The sequence below is a fragment of the Corynebacterium sp. MSK012 genome, assembly GCF_030232435.1.
Taxonomy (GTDB): Bacteria; Actinomycetota; Actinomycetes; order Mycobacteriales; family Mycobacteriaceae; genus Corynebacterium; species Corynebacterium jeikeium_D.
On record NZ_JASPJU010000007.1, the window covers coordinates 24270 to 42065 of the forward strand.

15 protein-coding genes are annotated in these 17796 nt (G+C 59.1%); 13 read left to right on the forward strand and 2 right to left on the reverse strand.

Annotated elements, in window-relative coordinates:
* Nucleotides 1-64 precede the first annotated feature (64 nt).
* The 13 genes from QP977_RS05765 (at nucleotide 65) to ftsY (ending at nucleotide 15014) form a co-directional block, all read left to right on the forward strand.
* Complete coding sequence (locus tag QP977_RS05765; RefSeq protein ID WP_284847204.1) at nucleotides 65-2122, forward strand: ATP-dependent DNA helicase RecG; 2058 nt, start codon at nucleotides 65-67, stop codon at nucleotides 2120-2122.
* A 24-nt stretch (nucleotides 2123-2146) separates the two neighbouring features.
* Nucleotides 2147-2419: an acyl-CoA carboxylase biotin carboxyl carrier protein subunit gene (locus QP977_RS05770; protein WP_070439653.1), complete on the forward strand. Its 273-nt coding sequence runs from the start codon at nucleotides 2147-2149 to the stop codon at nucleotides 2417-2419.
* A complete protein-coding gene (gene rsmD / locus QP977_RS05775) occupies nucleotides 2420-2986 on the forward strand; it encodes a 16S rRNA (guanine(966)-N(2))-methyltransferase RsmD (RefSeq protein ID WP_049189536.1) in 567 nt (188 codons plus the stop codon). It begins immediately after the preceding gene.
* Between the two features lie 45 nt (nucleotides 2987-3031).
* On the forward strand, nucleotides 3032-3505 hold the full coding sequence (gene coaD / locus QP977_RS05780) for a pantetheine-phosphate adenylyltransferase (protein WP_049189535.1): 474 nt from the start codon (nucleotides 3032-3034) through the stop codon (nucleotides 3503-3505).
* Nucleotides 3506-3515: 10 nt separating this feature from the next.
* Nucleotides 3516-4277 (forward strand): SPFH domain-containing protein, encoded by a 762-nt coding sequence (locus QP977_RS05785; protein WP_049171555.1) that lies wholly within the window; start codon nucleotides 3516-3518, stop codon nucleotides 4275-4277.
* Nucleotides 4278-4306: 29 nt separating this feature from the next.
* Complete coding sequence (locus tag QP977_RS05790; RefSeq protein ID WP_048735478.1) at nucleotides 4307-4867, forward strand: YceD family protein; 561 nt, start codon at nucleotides 4307-4309, stop codon at nucleotides 4865-4867.
* 42 nt (nucleotides 4868-4909) lie between these two features.
* Nucleotides 4910-5638 (forward strand): ribonuclease III, encoded by a 729-nt coding sequence (rnc, locus tag QP977_RS05795; RefSeq protein ID WP_049189534.1) that lies wholly within the window; start codon nucleotides 4910-4912, stop codon nucleotides 5636-5638.
* Entirely contained in the window at nucleotides 5638-6501 is an 864-nt protein-coding gene (gene mutM / locus QP977_RS05800) for a bifunctional DNA-formamidopyrimidine glycosylase/DNA-(apurinic or apyrimidinic site) lyase (protein ID WP_070595145.1), read from the forward strand. Before rnc ends, mutM begins: the two co-directional genes overlap by 1 nt.
* Before the next feature lie 18 nt (nucleotides 6502-6519).
* Nucleotides 6520-7980, forward strand: coding sequence for an alanine/glycine:cation symporter family protein (locus tag QP977_RS05805; RefSeq protein WP_070827420.1), 1461 nt, complete (start codon nucleotides 6520-6522; stop codon nucleotides 7978-7980).
* Nucleotides 7970-8251 carry an acylphosphatase gene (locus QP977_RS05810; RefSeq protein WP_069358780.1) on the forward strand — a complete coding sequence of 94 codons (282 nt, stop codon included), beginning with the start codon at nucleotides 7970-7972 and terminating at the stop codon, nucleotides 8249-8251. Before QP977_RS05805 ends, QP977_RS05810 begins: the two co-directional genes overlap by 11 nt.
* Nucleotides 8252-8507: 256 nt before the next feature.
* On the forward strand, nucleotides 8508-9824 hold the full coding sequence (locus QP977_RS05815) for an ammonium transporter (RefSeq protein WP_049171543.1): 1317 nt from the start codon (nucleotides 8508-8510) through the stop codon (nucleotides 9822-9824).
* Between the two features lie 88 nt (nucleotides 9825-9912).
* Complete coding sequence (gene smc / locus QP977_RS05820; RefSeq protein WP_049171541.1) at nucleotides 9913-13407, forward strand: chromosome segregation protein SMC; 3495 nt, start codon at nucleotides 9913-9915, stop codon at nucleotides 13405-13407.
* Nucleotides 13408-13454: 47 nt separating this feature from the next.
* Nucleotides 13455-15014: a signal recognition particle-docking protein FtsY gene (ftsY, locus tag QP977_RS05825; protein ID WP_049171536.1), complete on the forward strand. Its 1560-nt coding sequence runs from the start codon at nucleotides 13455-13457 to the stop codon at nucleotides 15012-15014.
* 167 nt (nucleotides 15015-15181) lie between these two features.
* Here ftsY and QP977_RS05830 read toward each other — a convergent pair whose 3' ends face one another.
* Both QP977_RS05830 and QP977_RS05835 read right to left on the reverse strand, forming a co-directional pair.
* A complete protein-coding gene (locus QP977_RS05830) occupies nucleotides 15182-15898 on the reverse strand; it encodes a hypothetical protein (RefSeq protein WP_049171534.1) in 717 nt (238 codons plus the stop codon).
* Nucleotides 15899-16377: 479 nt separating this feature from the next.
* A complete protein-coding gene (locus QP977_RS05835) occupies nucleotides 16378-17346 on the reverse strand; it encodes a hypothetical protein (RefSeq protein WP_284847205.1) in 969 nt (322 codons plus the stop codon).
* Nucleotides 17347-17796 lie beyond the last annotated feature (450 nt).

Below are 17796 nucleotides of genomic sequence, written 5' to 3' on the forward strand. Positions count from 1 at the left end.
GCGCACGCCCCTGAATATCGTGGTGGGGCCAAAGACTGCAAAAAAGCTGCATACGGCTTTTGGTATGGAGACCATCTCGGATGCGCTGACGAATTTCCCGAAGCGCTACGTGGCGCAGGGTAAGAGCTTAGATGTGTCATTTTCCGACATTGGCGACACCATCACCACAGTCGTGGAGGTGCACAGCATTTCGCCAGCGCCCGCCTTCGCCGACCGACGCAAGCCACTGAAAATCTATGTCAGCGACGGCGTGCGCATTCTTCCGGCCGCGATTTTCGGTGCCGAATGGCTGCGCAATATGCTGCACCCCGGTGTGCGTCTACTCATTGTTGGCACGCTCAGCGAGTTCCGCAATGAGCTACAGCTGAAAAATGTTGATTGCATGGTGCTTAAAGCCGATGGTTCGGTAGGCGCAGCCACTGGCAAGCTGGCCACACTGACGAAGACAGCCAAGGGGATTGCGGAGATGCAGCGGCTGCTCACGCGCCCCTATCTGCCCATTTACCGTGGCCGTAAAGGAGTAGCGGGTATTCACCTGGCTCTGTACATGCAGCGCATCCTCGAATGGTTACCGCTGCAGCCAGACCCATTGCCCGCCACGCCGGAGGGACTTACCGATTTCGACTCCGCACTGCGTGGCGCACACTTTCCCTCCATCGCGGGCCCCGACATCGCGCTTGCCCGACTGAAGTACGACGAAGCGCTTGAGCTCCAGCTCGCCGTTGGTGCACGCAAGCGTACTCAAGCGAGTCTCACCGCTCCGGCCTGCATGGAAGTCGCCGGGGGACTTCGCGACGAGCTACGCCGGGGGTTGCCGTTTTCGCTTACCGACGGTCAGGTCGCGGTCGCAGCCGATATCGCGCAGGATATAGCGAGGTCTAACCCGATGAACCGCCTGCTAGCAGGTGAAGTCGGCTCGGGTAAGACCGTGGTGGCCCTACTGGGAATGCTGCAAGCAGTCGATTCCAGCAGGCAGTGCGCGATGCTGGCGCCGACGGAAGTCCTGGCCCAACAGCACTACCGATCGCTGACAGCGATGCTGGAGCAAGCCGGAGTAGCAGTGACTGTACGACTGTTGACGGGATCGATGTCGACGAAGGAGCGCCGGGCAACCCTGTTGGAGGCAGTCAACGGGGAGGCTGACATTGTCGTCGGCACGCATGCCCTGCTCAGTGAGGGCGTGGAGTTCTTCGATCTCGGGCTGGTGGTCGTCGATGAGCAGCACCGCTTTGGTGTGCGCCAGCGCGATCAGCTGCGAAGCAGGGGACGGGGTGGAATGACACCGCATCTGTTGGTGATGTCGGCAACCCCGATTCCGCGCACGGTAGCGATGACCATTTTTGGCGACCTCGCAGTTTCGCAGTTGACGGAATTGCCACGGGGACGTCAGGAGATCCAATCTTTTGTCGTACCGACGCTGGAAAAGCCGCGCTGGGAGGCACGAACCTGGGAACGCATTGGGGAAGAAGTGGCCAAGGGCAACCGCGCCTTCATTGTCTGTCCCCGCATTACCCGCGACGAGGAACAGTTCCTCGACGAGTCCGTGGAGGCGGTGTTCGACCGAGCGAGGAAGAAACTTCCCGGTGTACGTATCAGTCAGTTGCACGGCAATATGGCACCGGAGGACAAAGACCGCGTGATGCAGGCCTTTGCCACAGGACAGCTCGATGTACTGGTGTCCACGACAGTTATCGAAGTCGGCGTGGATGTACCAGAGGCCACGATCATGATGATTCGCCGCGCCGAGAGCTACGGCATCTCGCAGATTCACCAGCTGCGCGGTCGTGTCGGCCGTGGTGACCGGGGTGGACTGTGCTTCCTGTGTACACACACGCATTCACAGACACCAGAGCGCACCCGGCTAGATCGCATTGCCGCCACCACCGACGGCATTCAACTGGCGGAGTTGGACCTGGCCACGCGTAGTTTCGGCGATCTGCTCGGCGATGACCAATCGGGACTGGCAACAGGCCTCGGCCTGGTGGACCTCACCACCGACGGCGAGATCATCGAGCGCACCCGACACGATGCCACGGCTCTCCTCGACAGTGATGAAAGGCTTGTGGGAGAGCTTATCTCCGATATCGATGAAGAGCAGTCGAACTACTTGGACCGCTCCTAGTAAGACCAAAGTAGACTGTTGGGCATGGTAAATGTCTGTGCACCTTTTGCAGGAGTAGTCCGCTGGGAGGTCGCCGAGAAAGACTCGGTGACGACCGGTCAGGTCATTGCGGTCGTGGAGGCCGTCAAGCTAGAAGCGCCGGTTTTAGCGCCCTGCCCGGGCACGGTCGCGGAGGTGGCGGCAGATCAATTTGTGGATGTCGAAGGCGGTCAGCTGCTGGCACGAATCACGCCAGCAACTCACAGCGCCACGGCACAGCACAACGGCAACGAGAACACATCGCACGAAGGGAAGTAGATGACCCGCATTATTGCAGGTGAGGCACGCGGTCGTAGGCTAGTCGCGCCTAAGGGAGAGACCACTCGGCCAACTAGTGACCGCGCGAAGGAAGCCATCTTTTCCTCCTGGTCCACACGCTTTGGGCTAGAGGGAACTCGCGTTCTCGACCTGTTTGCTGGCTCGGGTGCGCTCGGTTTGGAAGCGGCTTCTCGCGGCGCGCGTTCCGTCGTGTTGGTGGAAAACGATCCGAACGCCATTGCCGCTATTGAAAAGAACATTCGCACCGTGGGGCATCCCGATGTGGCCCTGTCTCCGATGAAAGTGTCGTCGTACCTTGCGGGCGCGCCGGGCGAGCCTTTTGACCGCGTCATCGCGGATCCGCCCTATGAGTTGGTGGGGGAGGCCGTTACAGAGATGCTCGAGGCGCTGCGTAGCTTCCTCGCGCCGGGCGCGGTCGTGACTGTGGAGCGTCACCGCGATGACGAGGAGACGCAGTGGCCCGAGGGCTACGAACAGCTCCAGCAGAAGCTGAAGCGTCGCATTCACGGTTTGGCGCGCTTCGACACCGCTATCTACAACGCTTAACGTTCTTCTTTACGCTTTACGACGGCCAAAGGTGGTTTGACCTCTATGACTCACGCATGCTGCCCCGGTTCCTACGATCCCATGACCTCTGGTCACCTCGATGTGATTGAGCGTGCCGCGCGCCAATTCGATCAGGTGACCGTGCTGGTTACCCACAACCCGAATAAGCAGGGCATGTTCAATGTCGAAGAGCGCATGGACCTCATTCGGCAGTGCACGCAGCACTTGGACAATGTGCAGGTGGACTCCTGGTCGAAGCTGTTGGTTGACTACACCTCCGCGCAGGGCATCTCCTGCCTGGTCAAGGGGCTGCGCTCGGCGGCGGACTACGAGTACGAGGCTCCCATGGCGCAGATGAATCGGCGCATGACGGGCATTGAGACTCTCTTTGTGGAAGCTGATCCGAAGTACGGTCATGTGTCGTCGACACTGATGAAGGAAGTTGTTCGCTACGGCGGTTCGGTGGAAGGGCTAGTTCCTGAGCCTGTCTTGCACGCCCTGCAGCGCCGACTGAAGTAGCATGTAAGTCATGTTTCGCGTCTTCGAATCTCTTGATGAACTGGTCCAGATCCTAGAAGAGGCACACGGCGTGCCACTGTCGGCCAATTGTATGGTTCCGCGTCAGCGTGTTCTCGAGTTGCTCGATGAGCTGAGGGATGCTTTCCCGGCTGAGCTCGATGACGCGCAGGATGTCTTGGACCAGCGGGATGAGATTATCAACGATGCTGAAGCCCGGGCGAACAACACCATTTCGACTGCGGATGAAGAAGCCCATCGCATTGTCGACGAGGCCGAGGCCCGCGCTAACCACACCGTCGAGGATGCCAATGCCCACGCAGCTGGCACCGTCGCGGCCGCTGAGGACGACGCCCGTCGCCTCCGCGAGGATGCTCAGCACGAGTACGACAGCATTGTGGATCGTGCTTCTGCCGAGTCCGATCGCCTGATTCACGCTGGTAACGAATCCTACGAGCGTTCCGTTGCGGAAGGCCGCGAGGAGCAGGCTCGCCTGGTCGCTGAGTCAACGGTCGTCCGCGAAGCCAACGACGAGGCGAATCGTCTGCTTTCCGACGCACACGCGGATTCCTCTCGCCTCCGTGAAGAGTGTGACCGCTACGTTGATTCCAAGCTCGCCGAGTTTGAACAGACTCTCCAGGAGACCCTGCGTAATGTCGGTCGCAATCGCTCGGTACTGCGTTCGGGGGCCGGTGCCGTCGGCGGTGGTGCAGGGGCACAGAGCGCGCCGTCTTCCTTCTCCGAGGGGCAGGAACGCCGCCGGTACGAGCGTTAGCGCATCTTCGGGGTAGACTGAGGTCTATCATGACTGACTCATCCCCATTTGTTCTGGACGTTTCGACATGTCTGCAGGGCGGCATGCCCGAGCAGTTCCGCAAGGTAGGCGATAGCCCCGTCCGCGTTGGTGTCGAGATGATTGGCATCGCCGCTGGCGAGGAGGTTGTCGTTGACGGCATTGTCACGAACCTCGGCAGTGGTGTCATGGTTGACGCGACTGTGACTGCCAAGGCCACCGGCGAGTGTGTCCGCTGCCTAGCCCCGCTGAATCCGGAGCTCAGCTTCCACATTTCGGCTGTCTTTTCCAACAACGAGGACTTCATCACAGGCGACGATGCCGAGGAAGAAGACCTTGAGGACGAAGTTGGCCAGATCGTCGACAATACGGTGGATATCACTCAAGCCGTCATCGATGAGGCGGGCTTGAATCTGCCCTTCAATCCGACCTGTCTGGATTTCGATTCCAGCTGTGCTGAGTCGGACTCAGAAGTGCCGGAGCCAGACGGCATCTCGGGTGAAGAGGAGCGCATTGATCCGCGTTGGGCTGGCCTGGCGGAAAAGTTTGGCTCGCTCGGCGACGAGAAGTAATCGACGACGACTTAGACGAAGACTTTAAAGGAGATATAACGGATGAGCCGCAAGCGTCGGCTAACCGGTGAGGCGGCTAGAAAGGCGGCTTTCGAGGCCGTCGATCACGCCCCGCTGCTGGAAAAACTCGGTGTTGAGCTATCAGAGGAGTCCCTGAAGCTCGCTTTGACCCACCGCAGTTTCGCGAATGAAAATGGCATGCTGACCAATAACGAGCGGCTAGAGTTCCTGGGCGACGCCGTGCTGGGCATGTGCGTTGCTGAAGAACTCTACCGTCGCTTCCCGGACCGCGCTGAGCAGGATATTTCCAAGATGCGCGCAGGTGTCGTGAACATGTACGCGCTGGCTGACCTGGCCCGCAGTATCGGGCTGGGAGAGCACATTCTCCTCGGCCGCGGTGAGAAGGCCACCGGTGGCGCGGATAAGCACTCGATTCTCGCGGACACCACCGAGGCGCTGCTGGGTGCTATTTACCTGCAGCATGGCTTCGAGGTTGCCCGCGAGACCGTGCTTCGCCTGTTCAACCAGATGATTGACGATGCCCCGACGGAGTCTCGCGGTCGGGACTGGAAGACGCTGTTGCAGGAGCGCCTGGCGGCCAAGCAACTACCGGCTGCCGAGTACACTGTGCGCACCACCGGCCCCGACCATGACCTAACTTTCTACGTCGACGTGCTGGTTGACGGCGTGGTTAAGGGCAGCGGTACCGGCGCCACGAAGAAGGAAGCCGAGATGCACGCCGCGCATCAGGCACATACTGCACTGGCATAATGCCCGAGCTTCCTGAAGTCGAGTCCGTACGCCGCGGTCTCGACACTTACGTCGTCGGTGGCCGCATCGACGATTCCTTCGTCTACAACGCTCGTGCCGTGCGGCGCCAACCCGGTGGTGCCGCAGAGTTTACCGGTCGTACGCGCGGGCGGACGGTTGTCGCTACGGATCGTCGTGGCAAGTTCATGTGGCTCACGCTTGACGACGACTCCGCAATCGCCATCCACCTGGGCATGAGCGGCCAATTGCGCGTGGAAGCTCCGTACACTCCCGATACGCTGCCTGGCCGTCACACCCGAGCCGCTTTCGACATCGCCCTGCCGGACGGCGCTCGGCACCTAATCAACTTCAACGATCAGCGCACCTTTGGTTGGGTCTGGGCCTGTGAAATGGTCGAATCCCATGGACGCGTGGTTCCGGAACCCGCAGCCAAGATCGCGCCCGATCTATTGGAGCCCACCGTCGATGTGGTTGCACTTGCACACCGCATGATGAAGTCGCGTTCACCGATCAAGGCCGTATTGCTCAACCAGAACATTGTGTCGGGTATCGGCAACATCTATGCCGACGAAATGCTTTGGGCGGCGAAGGTCGATGGTCGCGTGCCGGCGTGTGACCTTTCGGTCCGTCGTTTAGCGAAGCTTTTGCGCGAGGGACAATCCGTGCTCGAACGGGCGCTAGCGGCCGGCGGCACGAGCTTCGATGCGTTATATGTGCATGTCAACGGCGAAAGCGGCTATTTTGAGCGGAGCTTGAACGCCTATGGACAAGCGGGGGAGCCGTGCCCGAGGTGTGGGCGCGCAATTGTCCGTCTGCCATTTGGGAATAGATCGAGTTATCTGTGTCCCACCTGTCAGCGCTAGAATTTCCTTATGAGTTTCATGGAGCAAGCAACCGACTGGGTAAATGCTTGGAATGACAAGTACTGGCTGCTCATGATTGTTCTGCTGATTGGTACAGGTTTGTACTTCTGTTGGCGGACCATCATGGTGCAGATCCGGTACATCCCGGAGATGTTCAGGGCCATCACTGAAAAGCCCTCTGATATTTCTGAGGGCGTCAAGGGCATCTCGGCCTTTAAGGCCTTTACAATTTCGGCAGCCTCACGCGTGGGTACCGGAAACGTCGCAGGTGTGGCGGTGGCGATCACCACCGGTGGCCCTGGCGCGGTGTTTTGGATGTGGCTGCTCGCCGCGATTGGTGGCGCAACCAGCTTCGTGGAGTCTACGCTGGCACAGCTGTACAAGGTGCGGGATAAGGACTCTTACCGAGGAGGGCCCGCGTACTACATCACCAAGGGGCTGGGAGAGAACTGGCGCTGGATGGCGTCGCTCTTCGTCATCGCTATCACGGTGACCTACGGTTTCGTGTTCAACGCGGTGCAGTCCAACTCAATCACGGCGGCTGTGGCTCAGTCGACCGGGCAGGAGACACCGATCTTTAAGTTCTGTGTCGGTATCGTGCTGGCAATCTTGGCTGGTGTCATCATCTTCGGTGGTGTGCAGCGTATTTCGGCGGTGACGCAGATTGTCGTGCCGATTATGGCCGTGGCCTACATTATCCTCGGCCTGATTGTCTTGGCTCTCAACATCACCGAGGTGCCGGGCATGATCAAGCTCATCTTCGAGCACGCCTTCGGTATCCGTGAGATCGCTGGTGCCGCTGTCGGTACCGCCATGATGCAGGGTATTCGCCGCGGTCTGTTCTCCAATGAAGCCGGTATGGGTTCCACTCCGAATGCGGCGGCGACGGCATCGGTGTCGCACCCGGTCAAGCAGGGCCTCATTCAGACCATGGGCGTCTACTTCGATACCTGGGTCGTCTGTACCATCACCGCGGTTATCATCCTGCTGTCCGACCCGACTTTCGGCGGCGATGTAGAGGGCACCGCGCTGACTCAGACCGCGCTGTCAGCGCAGGTGGGTACGTGGGCTATCCACGCGGTTACGGTTATCATCTTCTTCCTCGCGTTCTCCTCGCTGGTGGGTAACTACTACTACGCCGAGGCGAATATCCCGTTCCTGTCAAAGAGCAAGGCTGTCCTGAACACCGTGCGTGTCCTGGTCATCCTGTGCGTGATTGGCGGAGCTGTCGGTTCCGTGCCGCTCGTCTGGTCGCTTGCAGATACTTTCTCCGCCCTCATGGCCACCATAAACATCATTGCCATTCTCCCGCTGGGTGGCGTCGCTGTCGCCCTGCTGAAGAACTACTCCGAGCAGAAGTCCAAGGGGCTCAATCCGGTATTCCACCGCGATGATCTGCCAAACCTCCGCGGCCACGACAAGATCGAGTGCTGGGACGGTTCCGACCCGATGACAGTGCGTGAGTCCGATGTCGCTTAACGACGTCCGCCTCACCGCGTGGGTACACGGTCGTGTTCAAGGTGTCGGTTTTCGCTGGTACACCCGCGCGACGGCTCTGGAGTTGGGGTTGGTTGGTTATGCCCAGAACTACCCGGATGGTCGGGTGTTAGTTGTTGCTGAAGGGCCACGGGCAGACTGTGAGAGTTTGCTCGCTTGGCTTGAGGGGCCGAATACTCCGGGCGATGTGACGGCAGTGGTGCCGTTATGGCAGGAACCGAAGGGTGCATTGAGCACGTTTGACCGTCGTTAAGGGGTGCCAACTGCCTTCCTCCCCCCCCCATGTCGGTGTAGGAATCCGAAAAATTCGAATACGTTCTATCCCTCGCTCTGCGCCATTGTTTTTACGCAGTTAGCGGGGGATTTTTCGTGTCTTGAGGTAGTCGATTGGGACGCTGAAGAGGTCTTAGAGCGCTGAACAACTACGCAAGTGAGAAAAAGAATACGTAAATACGGAAGTCGGGTGGTTTAAGTTAATAACTACCTACTGACAGGCAGGGGAGGCACATATGACGCCTGAAGAAGTAATTGCACAGTCTGGAAACTCAGCGTGGATGCTGATTTCGGCTTCGTTGGTTTTGCTGATGACACCGGCGCTCGCGCTGTTCTATGGCGGCATGTCGCGACAGAAGTCGGTGCTCAACATGATGATGATGAGTTTTGGTGCGGTCGGCGTTGTCGGTGCCATTTACGTGCTGTGGGGCTGGTCGATGTCCTACGGATCGCAGTCGATCGGTGGTGTTTTTGCCAACCCATTCGAGTTCTTCGGTCTGCGTAACTCAATCACGGATGGTGACGGCAACTACATCGCAGGTGCGAACGGGTACCCGAACATCATCGACATCGGGTTCCAGCTCACGTTCTGCTCTATCTCGGTGGCGCTGATTTCCGGTGCGCTGGCTGAACGTGTGAAGTTCTCCACCTGGTTGATCTTCGTCGGCTTCTGGACGACGCTGGTGTACTTCCCAATGGCCTTCATGGTCTGGGGCGGTGGCCTGCTGAGCCACTCGGCAGAGGGGCTGTCGGCAAAGCTGTTCGGTACCGCTGACGGTGAAGCATTGATCGCTCCAATTGACTTCGCTGGCGGTACGGTTGTGCACATTGCTGCTGGTACTGCCGCTTTGGTGCTGGCGATTATCGTCGGTAAGCGCAAGTCCATCGATGGCAGCCAGCATCGCCCGCACAATCTGCCACTCGTCATGCTGGGTGCTGCACTGCTGTGGTTCGGCTGGTTCGGCTTCAACGGCGGTTCGGCATTTGCGGCCGACGGTGTCGCTGGTCTGGCATGGCTGAATACGACGGTGGCAGCGTGCGTGGGTATGCTCGGCTGGATTTCACTCGAGCGTATTCGTGATGGACATCCCACCTCGCTGGGCGCCGCTTCGGGTGTCATCGCAGGGCTTGTGACTATTACTCCGGCCGCAGGAGATATGAACCCAGTGACCTCGATCATTCTGGGCTATATCGGCGGTGCGCTGGCTTGCTGGGGCGTTGGCTTAAAGTACAAGTTCAACTTCGATGACACCCTGGATGTGGTTGGTCTACATCTGGTTGCAGCTATGTGGGGAACGATTGGTGTTGGCCTGCTGGCCAACGATCGCGGATTGCTTACCGGCGGTGGCATCGACGGGCTGAAGTTGTTTGCCATCCAGATCATTATTGCTGTCATCGCAGCTGTGTTCTCGGGCGTGCTGACGTACATCATTGCCCGAGTCCTGAAGGCAACCGTCGGTTGGCGTATCCACGGCGAGCAGGAACATTCTGGTATCGACGTCGCTCAGCACGGTGAGTCGGCCTACACGTCGGCCAAGCAGGCAGTGGTGTAAACAACGCTGTGTAAACAATCTTGTGTAACAGGGTGCGTGCTTGGGGTAATTCAGCTCCAAACCGTAACTACGGGTAAGATATTGCCCCATGTATTTGAAATCGCTGACTCTGAAGGGCTTTAAATCCTTCGCTTCGGCGACGACGATGAAATTCGAGCCCGGCATCTGCGCAGTTGTCGGCCCGAATGGATCTGGTAAGTCGAATGTCGTCGATGCCCTCGCGTGGGTTATGGGTGAGCATTCCGCCAAGACCCTCCGTGGCGGCAAAATGGAAGATGTCATCTTCGCGGGAACCTCCGGGCGAAAGCCTTTGGGGCGCGCGGAGGTCACTCTTACCATCGACAATTCCGATGGGGCACTTCCCATTCAATATAAGGAAGTCTCTGTCACGCGTCGCATGTACCGCGACGGCGCAAGTGAGTACGAAATCAACGGTTCTCGCGTCCGCCTCATGGATGTCCAAGAGCTCCTCAGCGACACCGGCATTGGCCGCGAGATGCACATCATCGTCGGCCAGGGTCGGCTTTCGCAGATTCTGGAATCGCGGCCAGAGGAGCGTCGTGCGTTTATCGAAGAAGCCGCAGGCGTGCTCAAACACCGCCGTCGCAAGGAAAAGGCGCAGCGCAAGCTGCAGTCGATGCAGGCCAATCTCGACCGTCTGCAGGATCTGACAGGTGAGCTTTCCCGTCAGCTCAAACCGCTGAAGCGTCAGGCTGAGGCCGCCTCTCGCGCCCAGACTGTGCAGGCAGACCTGCGCGACGCCAAGTTGCGTTTGGCTGCCGCGGACTTCGTGGATTTGCAGGACAGCCTCAATGACATTGCTGGTCAAGCCAAGCTCATTGAGGAAAAGGTGGAGGCCGCCACGGAGCGAGCCGAGATTGCCGCTGAGCGCACTGCAGAACTCGAAGCCGAACTGGAGGACATCACTCCAGCTGCCGATGCTGCCCGAGATTTGTGGTTTCGTCTCTCCGCACTCGGTGAGCGTATTCAAGCGACGGCCCGCATCGCCGCCGATCGCGCGGCCGACCACTCCGTCGCTCCGTGGGTAGGCCCAGACCCGGACTTCCTGGAGCAGAGGGCCGACGACGCCGCCACCGAAGAAGCCACGCTCGCTGAGGCTGAGGCAGAGGCCCGCGAAAAACTGGAGGAAATCCGCGAAACGCTCTTCGACGCCGAGGAGACTTTCCGTGAAGCCGAAGCGGAGCACCTCGCGGCCGTTCGCGCAATCGCCGACCGTCGCGAAGGCGTGGTTCGTCTCATTTCCGCAGAAGAATCTCTGCGCACCCGCTTGGAAGCCGCCGAAGCCGAAGCTGCACGCCTTGCCGAGCAAACCAATGAGGCCGACGAACGCCGTGCCGATGCCACCGAAGCCGTGGAAAACGCCGCGCAGGAACTAGCCGAGGCCGAATTCGAAGGTCCCGAGCTGCAGAGTGCTTATGAACAGGCCAACCGGGAAGCAGAGCTGGCCTCTACACGGTTGAAAGAACTCCGCGCTGACGAGCGCGACCTCGAACGCAGTGTCTCAGGTCTGTCCGCCCGCATCGAAGCTCTGGAGACCGCCCGCACCGCCGCTGCCAACGACGGCACCGCGTGGCTACGTGAAAAACACGAACTCGGCGTTCTCTCTGAAGTCATCGATGTCGACGCTGGCTGGGAAAAAGCGCTCACTGCCGCCCTCGGCGCGGCCGCCGAAGCACTGGTCAGCGAGGGCAGTGGAGATTCGCTTATCGACGAGCTTGTGGCCACGGGCAAGGGCAGTGCCGTTGTTATCAATTCTGCGGATGCATCCGACTCTTGGCGCTTGGACATCACTCTGCCCGCACAGGCATCCTGGCTGCTCGATCATGTGACAGTGCCCGCGGAGCTTTCGGGTTCGTTGACCTCTCTGCTCGTTGACGTCGTGGCCTGCGACGACGAGCACGTCGCCCGTGAGCTGGTGACCCAGGATACTCGACTGCGCGTTGTTGACCGCGATGGTGTGCTGCGTGGCTCTGGTTGGGTAGCTGGCGGTGCTGGTGGCACTGCATCAGGTGTGGAAATCGCCGCCGACATTGCTAAGACTCGCGAAGAACTAGCAGAAGCACAGGTGCGTTTGAGTGACCTCGGTGGTGTGCTCTCCGGTGCACAGGCCGAAGAAGAGGACCGCCGCACGGACGCGGCGGCCGCCCGTGCTGCGCTGCGTGAACACCAGAGTCGTATGAAGGTCCTCACGGATGCCCGAACTCGGGCCACAGCGCAGCTGTCCGGCGTGGTGCATGATGCCGAACGCGCTGAGCAGCGCGGAGCCGAAGCCGCGGACCGAGTAACGAAGCTCCAGAAGGAGTTGGCGGTGGTCGCAGACCGCTTAGCTCGCGTTGACCGTGACCCCGAGGAGGGGGAACCGTCGACAAGCGAACGTGACCGTGCCTCGGAGGCGCTGACGGCTGTGCGCGCCATGGAAACAGAGGCGCGTCTGTCGCTGCGTACGGCAGAGGAGCGACTGTCGAGTGTACGAGGCAAGGCCGAGCGGCTCCGTCGCCAGGCTGCATCGGAGCGCGTAGCGAAGGCCCGCCATGAGCAGGCGCAGATGGCGAAGGTTGCCCAGCGCGAATTGGCAGAAGTTGTCGCGGAGCTGGCTGAGGATTTGCATGCGAAGGTCAACGTGTCGTTGGCGCGGGCAGAGGCCGATCGCGACGATGCCGAGGCGCAGAAGAAGACAGTGTCGCAGGCACTATCAGCGGCCCGGACGGAGGCAAATGCGGCGCAACGTGAGCTGGCACAGCTAACGGATTCCGCGCACCAGGGCGACATCGCCCGTGCGCAGGCGCAGGTCCGCGTGACCGAGGCTGCAGAGCGCATCGTCGACCAGTTGGGGCTGTCTGTCGATGACCTGCTCGCGGACTTTGCTCCTGATGAGAACTTCGACCGCGCAGCCGTGACGAAGCAGCTCAAACAGGCGGAGAAGGATCTGCGTGTGCTCGGCCGCGTCAACCCGTTGGCGCTGGAGGAGTATAAGGCGATGGAGGAGCGCTACTCTTTCCTATCCACGCAGCTCGATGATGTCCTCAAGGCCCGCCAGGACCTCACCGATGTTGTCGAGGAAGTCGATGCCACGATCCTGCAGCTCTTCACAGACGCGTGGAACGATGTCGAGGCAGAATTCCCCGCAGTCTTTCAAACGCTTTTCCCGGGCGGCGACGGACGACTGGTTCTCACCGAGCCGGACAACCTGCTCACGACAGGTATCGAGGTTGAAGCCCGCCCGCCGGGCAAAAAGGTTAAGCGGCTGTCGTTGCTCTCCGGCGGCGAGAAGTCGCTGACGGCGCTGGCAATGCTCGTCGCTATTTTCCGCGCGCGCCCGAGTCCCTTTTACGTACTCGACGAGGTGGAAGCCGCGCTTGACGACGTTAACCTGCGTCGCCTTATTGCGCTGCTCGAGGAACTCCGCGCGACCAGTCAGCTGATTGTCATTACGCACCAGAAGCCAACAATGGACGTTGCGAATGTGCTCTACGGCGTGACCATGCGGGGCGATGGTGTGACTCGAGTAATCTCGCAGCGAATGTCACCGGCATCCGCAACTCCGTCGACAGGAGCGGAGTAAGCGCGGAGTAAGTGAGGAAGAGTCGTTGATACTGCATAATGAGAGTTATGACTCCAACTCAGTGGATACTCCTTGTCGTCGCGATTGTCGTTATTATCGCGCTGCTCTTTGTTGTGGGCTATGTCCGCAGGAAGAACCAGCGCATTTCCTTTGCGAAGGAAGATACTAAGGAACTCACCCAGCAGGAGAAGTCTGGAAATTACCAGGCCACTAGTGGTTTTAACTTCGCTCCGGCCGGTGGTGGGACTGATACCCGCGAGAAGCAGCCGGTTGAAAAACCGATGCCGAAACCGGCGGAAAAGCCGATTGAAAAGCAGGCCCCGGAGCCAGAGGAAAAGCAGGCTGATATACCTGCCGATCAGCCGGACGGTTCACTGCTGAAACCAGAAGGTCGACTGGTTATTCCGGATAACCCCACCGAAATGGAGGGGGATTATGACCGCGTAATGCGGGAAATCCCAATCGATTTGCCAACGGCCGGGGAAGAGGAATCAGAGCCCGAGCCGGAACCACAACCAGAGCCCGAAGCAGAGCCTGAGGTAGAGGTAGTTCCTGCTCCTGAACCGGAGCTGGAGCCGGAGCCGACTCCCGAACCAGAACCGACGCCAGAGCCGGAGCCGGAAGCTGCGCCGGAGCCGACGCCAGAGCCAGAAGCAGAACAGCAGATTGACTCCATCGACCCGGCTGAGGGACGTCTGGGCCGCCTGCGCGGTCGTCTGTCACGGTCGCAGAATGCAATTGGCCAGTCTGTGCTCGGCATCTTGGGCGCGGGTGACCTTGATGAGGACGCGTGGGAAGAGGTTGAAGACATCCTGGTTATGGCTGACCTCGGTGCGGCTGCGACGCAGCGTGTCGTCGATAAGCTGCGCGAGCGTATTGCCAGCCAGAAGGTGAGCACGGAAGAGCAAGTGCGCGCCCTGCTGCGTGAGGTGTTGATTGAGGAGTGCAAGCCTGAGATGGACCGCTCCATCCGCGCACTTCCGCACGAGGGCAAGCCCGCAGTGATTCTGGTAGTCGGTGTCAACGGCACAGGTAAGACCACGACGACGGGCAAGCTGGCTCGTGTACTGGTCGCCGGTGGCCACCGTGTTGTTCTCGGCGCAGCGGATACCTTCCGTGCTGCTGCAGCCGACCAGCTGGAGACCTGGGGGCGACGCGTTGGCGCGGAGACCGTTCGCGGCGCTGAAGGCGCCGATCCTGCTTCTATTGCATTTGAGGCAGTTGCTCACGGTATCGAGTCCGGCGCTGATGTGGTGCTCATCGACACCGCCGGCCGCCTGCACACCAAGGTCGGTCTGATGGACCAACTGGACAAGATTAAGCGCGTGGTGGAGAAGAAGGCTCAGGTTGACGAAGTCATCCTGGTTTTGGACGCGACGGTTGGCCAAAATGGTCTACTGCAAGCTCGTACGTTCCGGGATGTAGTAGACATCACCGGCGTTGCCCTGACCAAGCTGGACGGTACCGCGAAGGGCGGCATTGTATTCCAGGTGCAAAACGAGCTCGGTGTGCCGGTGAAGTTGGTTGGCCTTGGTGAAGGTGCTGACCACCTGGCGCCGTTTGAGCCGGAGAGCTTCGTAGACGCACTGCTCGGCGGCCGCAAATAGTAACTAACATCGATGAGTGAATTTTCCATCGATTGGTGAGTACAGCGTCGCCCGTTGCCCCCGGCAAAAATAAAGGCCTCGGAGCCACCGCGTAGATTTCTGTAGAGGATACGCGGGGCTCCGGGGCCTTTAATGTTGAGGTGCTAGGAATCTAGCGGAGAGTTGTGCTAGGAATCCTTAGAATTCTTGCGTGCGAGGCGGGTAGCTGCCACGCCACCGACCAAGAGTGCAAGAGCGGCACCGCCGAGGGCAGTCGCCTGAACACCAGTGACTGCTAGCCCAGTGTTCTTGGTCCCGGTTTGCTTACCGTCATTCTTAGGGGTGTCGGGCTTGTCGCCTGGATTTTCCTCCCCAGGATTCTCGTCCTCCCCGGGCTGTTCGTCACCTGGGTTTTCATCGTCGCCCGGAGTTTCGTCATCGGAGGTCGGACAGTAGCCGTAGACTCCGGTTGCCGGGTCAATCTTGCTCATATCACGCGGGGAACCGTCGGGGCACGTTGCGGTGTCGTCGACTCCCGGCGGAATTCCGTCATTTTCTGGGGCATCTTCATCAGGCTCCGGAGTTGGGCCGGAATCATCTGAAGTGCCACAAGCACCGTAAGCCCCGGTTGCCGGGTCAATCTTGCTCATGTCACGCGGGGAACCGTCGGGACAGGTCTGGGTGTCCTCAACGCCCGGTGGGATGCCATCGTTAGATGAACCTCCTGGATCCGGATTTGCAGCGTCATCTACACACTGGAAAGTACCGCCAACATTTTCAAAATGTTGACCGGCGGGGCATTCCGACGGGGCGGGGTCAGGAATCTGTGCGGTGGCGGCGCCAACGCCGATGAGCATGCCGGCTGAAGCGGCAGCGGCCACCATGGTCGAAGAGAGCTTCTTCATTTGGAAACCTCACAATGTCTATAGGAAAGCCCTGCAATCAAAGGACTTAAGGGGGAACACTGTTCACACTTTTGATTCTAATAACTAATTACAGTCTTTGGTGGTATGGGTTTGGGAAGGGGGGGGGTAAAGAGAAATTGTTGACTTGTCCAAACCCCAGTAAGGGGAAGTGGGAACTTATATTTACAACGCTGAGTGTGTACACCCGTTGTGGGTAGGGCGTTTATAGAACCAGTCACTGTCGACTCGGTAGGGGGCTTTTCTGTCTTCGCTAGCGAAGCGTGGTACCTGATTGTGTCGGGTGGTGAAAGGTGGATGGGGCGTAGAGGTTCGGTAAAAAATCGGTGCCTGTGAGGTTTTATGCTTCGGGCTATAGGAGCTATGACTTTTCGGAGGTATGGCGCACAAAAATGCTCCCGATGCTAAATAGGCATCAGGAGCATTTTATGTTTCGTTACCGGGGTAGAACCCCAAGCTTCTTAGCGGTTCTTGCGGGCGATGCGGGTAGCGGCGACACCGCCGACAAGGAGAACCAGAGCGGCTCCGCCCAGGGTGGTGGCGTCAACGCCGGTGGCTGCCAGGCCAGTGCTCTGAGTCGAAGAAGCCTTCTTGGACTCCGAGGTATTCTGCTCAGACTTCTTGGAGTCCGAAACCTTCTTTACATTCTCGGAAGAGGTCGTCTTCTTGGACTCGGAAGCCTTCTTCTCGGCCTTTTCCTTGGCCTTCTTCTCTTCCTTCGTGCACTTGTTTTCGTTCTTGCACTCAGCAGAGATCTTGATGTCAACGTTTACCTTGACATCCTTGCCGTCCTTGCCCGGCTTACCGTCCTTGCTATCCTTGCCCGGCTTACCGTCCTTGCCTGGCTTACCGTCCTTACCGTCCTTGCCGTCCTTGCCCGGCTTACCGTCCTTACCGTCCTTGCCGTCCTTGCCCGGCTTACCGTCCTTGCCGTCCTTGCCTGGCTTCTCGGTGTCCGGCTTGTCCGTGCCTGGTTTGTCAGTGTCCGGCTTCGCCTCGTCCTTGACGCAGACACCGAAGACGTTCGGGTTGCCTGGGACTGGCTTGCTCATGTCGAAGTGCTCGCCCTCCGGGCACTGCTTATCAGAAATGCCTGGGTTTCCCAGGTCGCCCGGCTGGGACTCATTGTCGCCCGGTGTTTCGGGCTTAGGAGCTTCCTGGTCCGCGACGCACTGGAAGGTTCCGCCGACGTTCTCAAAGTGCTGCCCGTCTGGGCACTTGTCCGGCATTGGGGCCGGAATTCCGTCAGTGGAATCCTGCTCAGGCTGGTCTGCGACGCACTGGAAGGTGCCTCCGACGTTTTCAAAGTGCTGGCCGGCGGGGCACTCGGTCGGCATTGAGTCCGGAATCTGTGCAGTAGCGGTGCCTGCGCTTGCAATCATGCTGGCGGAGAAGGCAGCGGCGGCGATAGCCGTGGTGAACTTCTTCATGAAAACCTCTCAAGGAGTCAAACGGTCAGAGACCAATGAATATGATTTCGCCGTTCATCCCTCATCGTGCACGGCGGAAAATAAAACCAGGCCAACTGCGGTTAACTAGGTTCATGATTAACCATAAACTGGTTGATATATGAACGGTATTGGAGGTAGTTATAGGAATAACATCAGGTGCGCAGTGGCGTGCTTTGACCTGCTGCAATGCCGCCGGTTTGCTATTTGGCTTACACCATTCCGGGGGAGGTTCTTACTAAGGGTGGCCTTAGCAAAAGCTAGCCACTGGCGTTATCTTTCTGTTACCTAGCTGGTGGTAACTGGGTTGGATAAACGTTCTTTATGCAGTAGGGCATTCATATCTGGAGGCTCGTTTAATTGTCACGTTAAAATAACGAACAGTAATCTAACGTCCTTGAGAATAAAAGAGCTTCGTCCTATTGCTATTTT

What these genes read in the sequence shown, in the direction of transcription:
- QP977_RS05765 (WP_284847204.1), top strand. Translation starts at nt 65, where the DNA reads ATGGAGACCATCTCGGATGCGCTGACGAATTTCCCGAAGCGCTACGTG.
- QP977_RS05770 (WP_070439653.1), top strand. Translation starts at nt 2,147, where the DNA reads ATGGTAAATGTCTGTGCACCTTTTGCAGGAGTAGTCCGCTGGGAGGTC.
- rsmD (WP_049189536.1), top strand. Translation starts at nt 2,420, where the DNA reads ATGACCCGCATTATTGCAGGTGAGGCACGCGGTCGTAGGCTAGTCGCG.
- coaD (WP_049189535.1), top strand. Translation starts at nt 3,032, where the DNA reads ATGACTCACGCATGCTGCCCCGGTTCCTACGATCCCATGACCTCTGGT.
- QP977_RS05785 (WP_049171555.1), top strand. Translation starts at nt 3,516, where the DNA reads ATGTTTCGCGTCTTCGAATCTCTTGATGAACTGGTCCAGATCCTAGAA.
- QP977_RS05790 (WP_048735478.1), top strand. Translation starts at nt 4,307, where the DNA reads ATGACTGACTCATCCCCATTTGTTCTGGACGTTTCGACATGTCTGCAG.
- rnc (WP_049189534.1), top strand. Translation starts at nt 4,910, where the DNA reads ATGAGCCGCAAGCGTCGGCTAACCGGTGAGGCGGCTAGAAAGGCGGCT.
- mutM (WP_070595145.1), top strand. Translation starts at nt 5,638, where the DNA reads ATGCCCGAGCTTCCTGAAGTCGAGTCCGTACGCCGCGGTCTCGACACT.
- QP977_RS05805 (WP_070827420.1), top strand. Translation starts at nt 6,520, where the DNA reads ATGGAGCAAGCAACCGACTGGGTAAATGCTTGGAATGACAAGTACTGG.
- QP977_RS05810 (WP_069358780.1), top strand. Translation starts at nt 7,970, where the DNA reads ATGTCGCTTAACGACGTCCGCCTCACCGCGTGGGTACACGGTCGTGTT.
- QP977_RS05815 (WP_049171543.1), top strand. Translation starts at nt 8,508, where the DNA reads ATGACGCCTGAAGAAGTAATTGCACAGTCTGGAAACTCAGCGTGGATG.
- smc (WP_049171541.1), top strand. Translation starts at nt 9,913, where the DNA reads ATGTATTTGAAATCGCTGACTCTGAAGGGCTTTAAATCCTTCGCTTCG.
- ftsY (WP_049171536.1), top strand. Translation starts at nt 13,455, where the DNA reads ATGACTCCAACTCAGTGGATACTCCTTGTCGTCGCGATTGTCGTTATT.
- QP977_RS05830 (WP_049171534.1), bottom strand. Translation starts at nt 15,898, where the DNA reads ATGAAGAAGCTCTCTTCGACCATGGTGGCCGCTGCCGCTTCAGCCGGC.
- QP977_RS05835 (WP_284847205.1), bottom strand. Translation starts at nt 17,346, where the DNA reads ATGAAGAAGTTCACCACGGCTATCGCCGCCGCTGCCTTCTCCGCCAGC.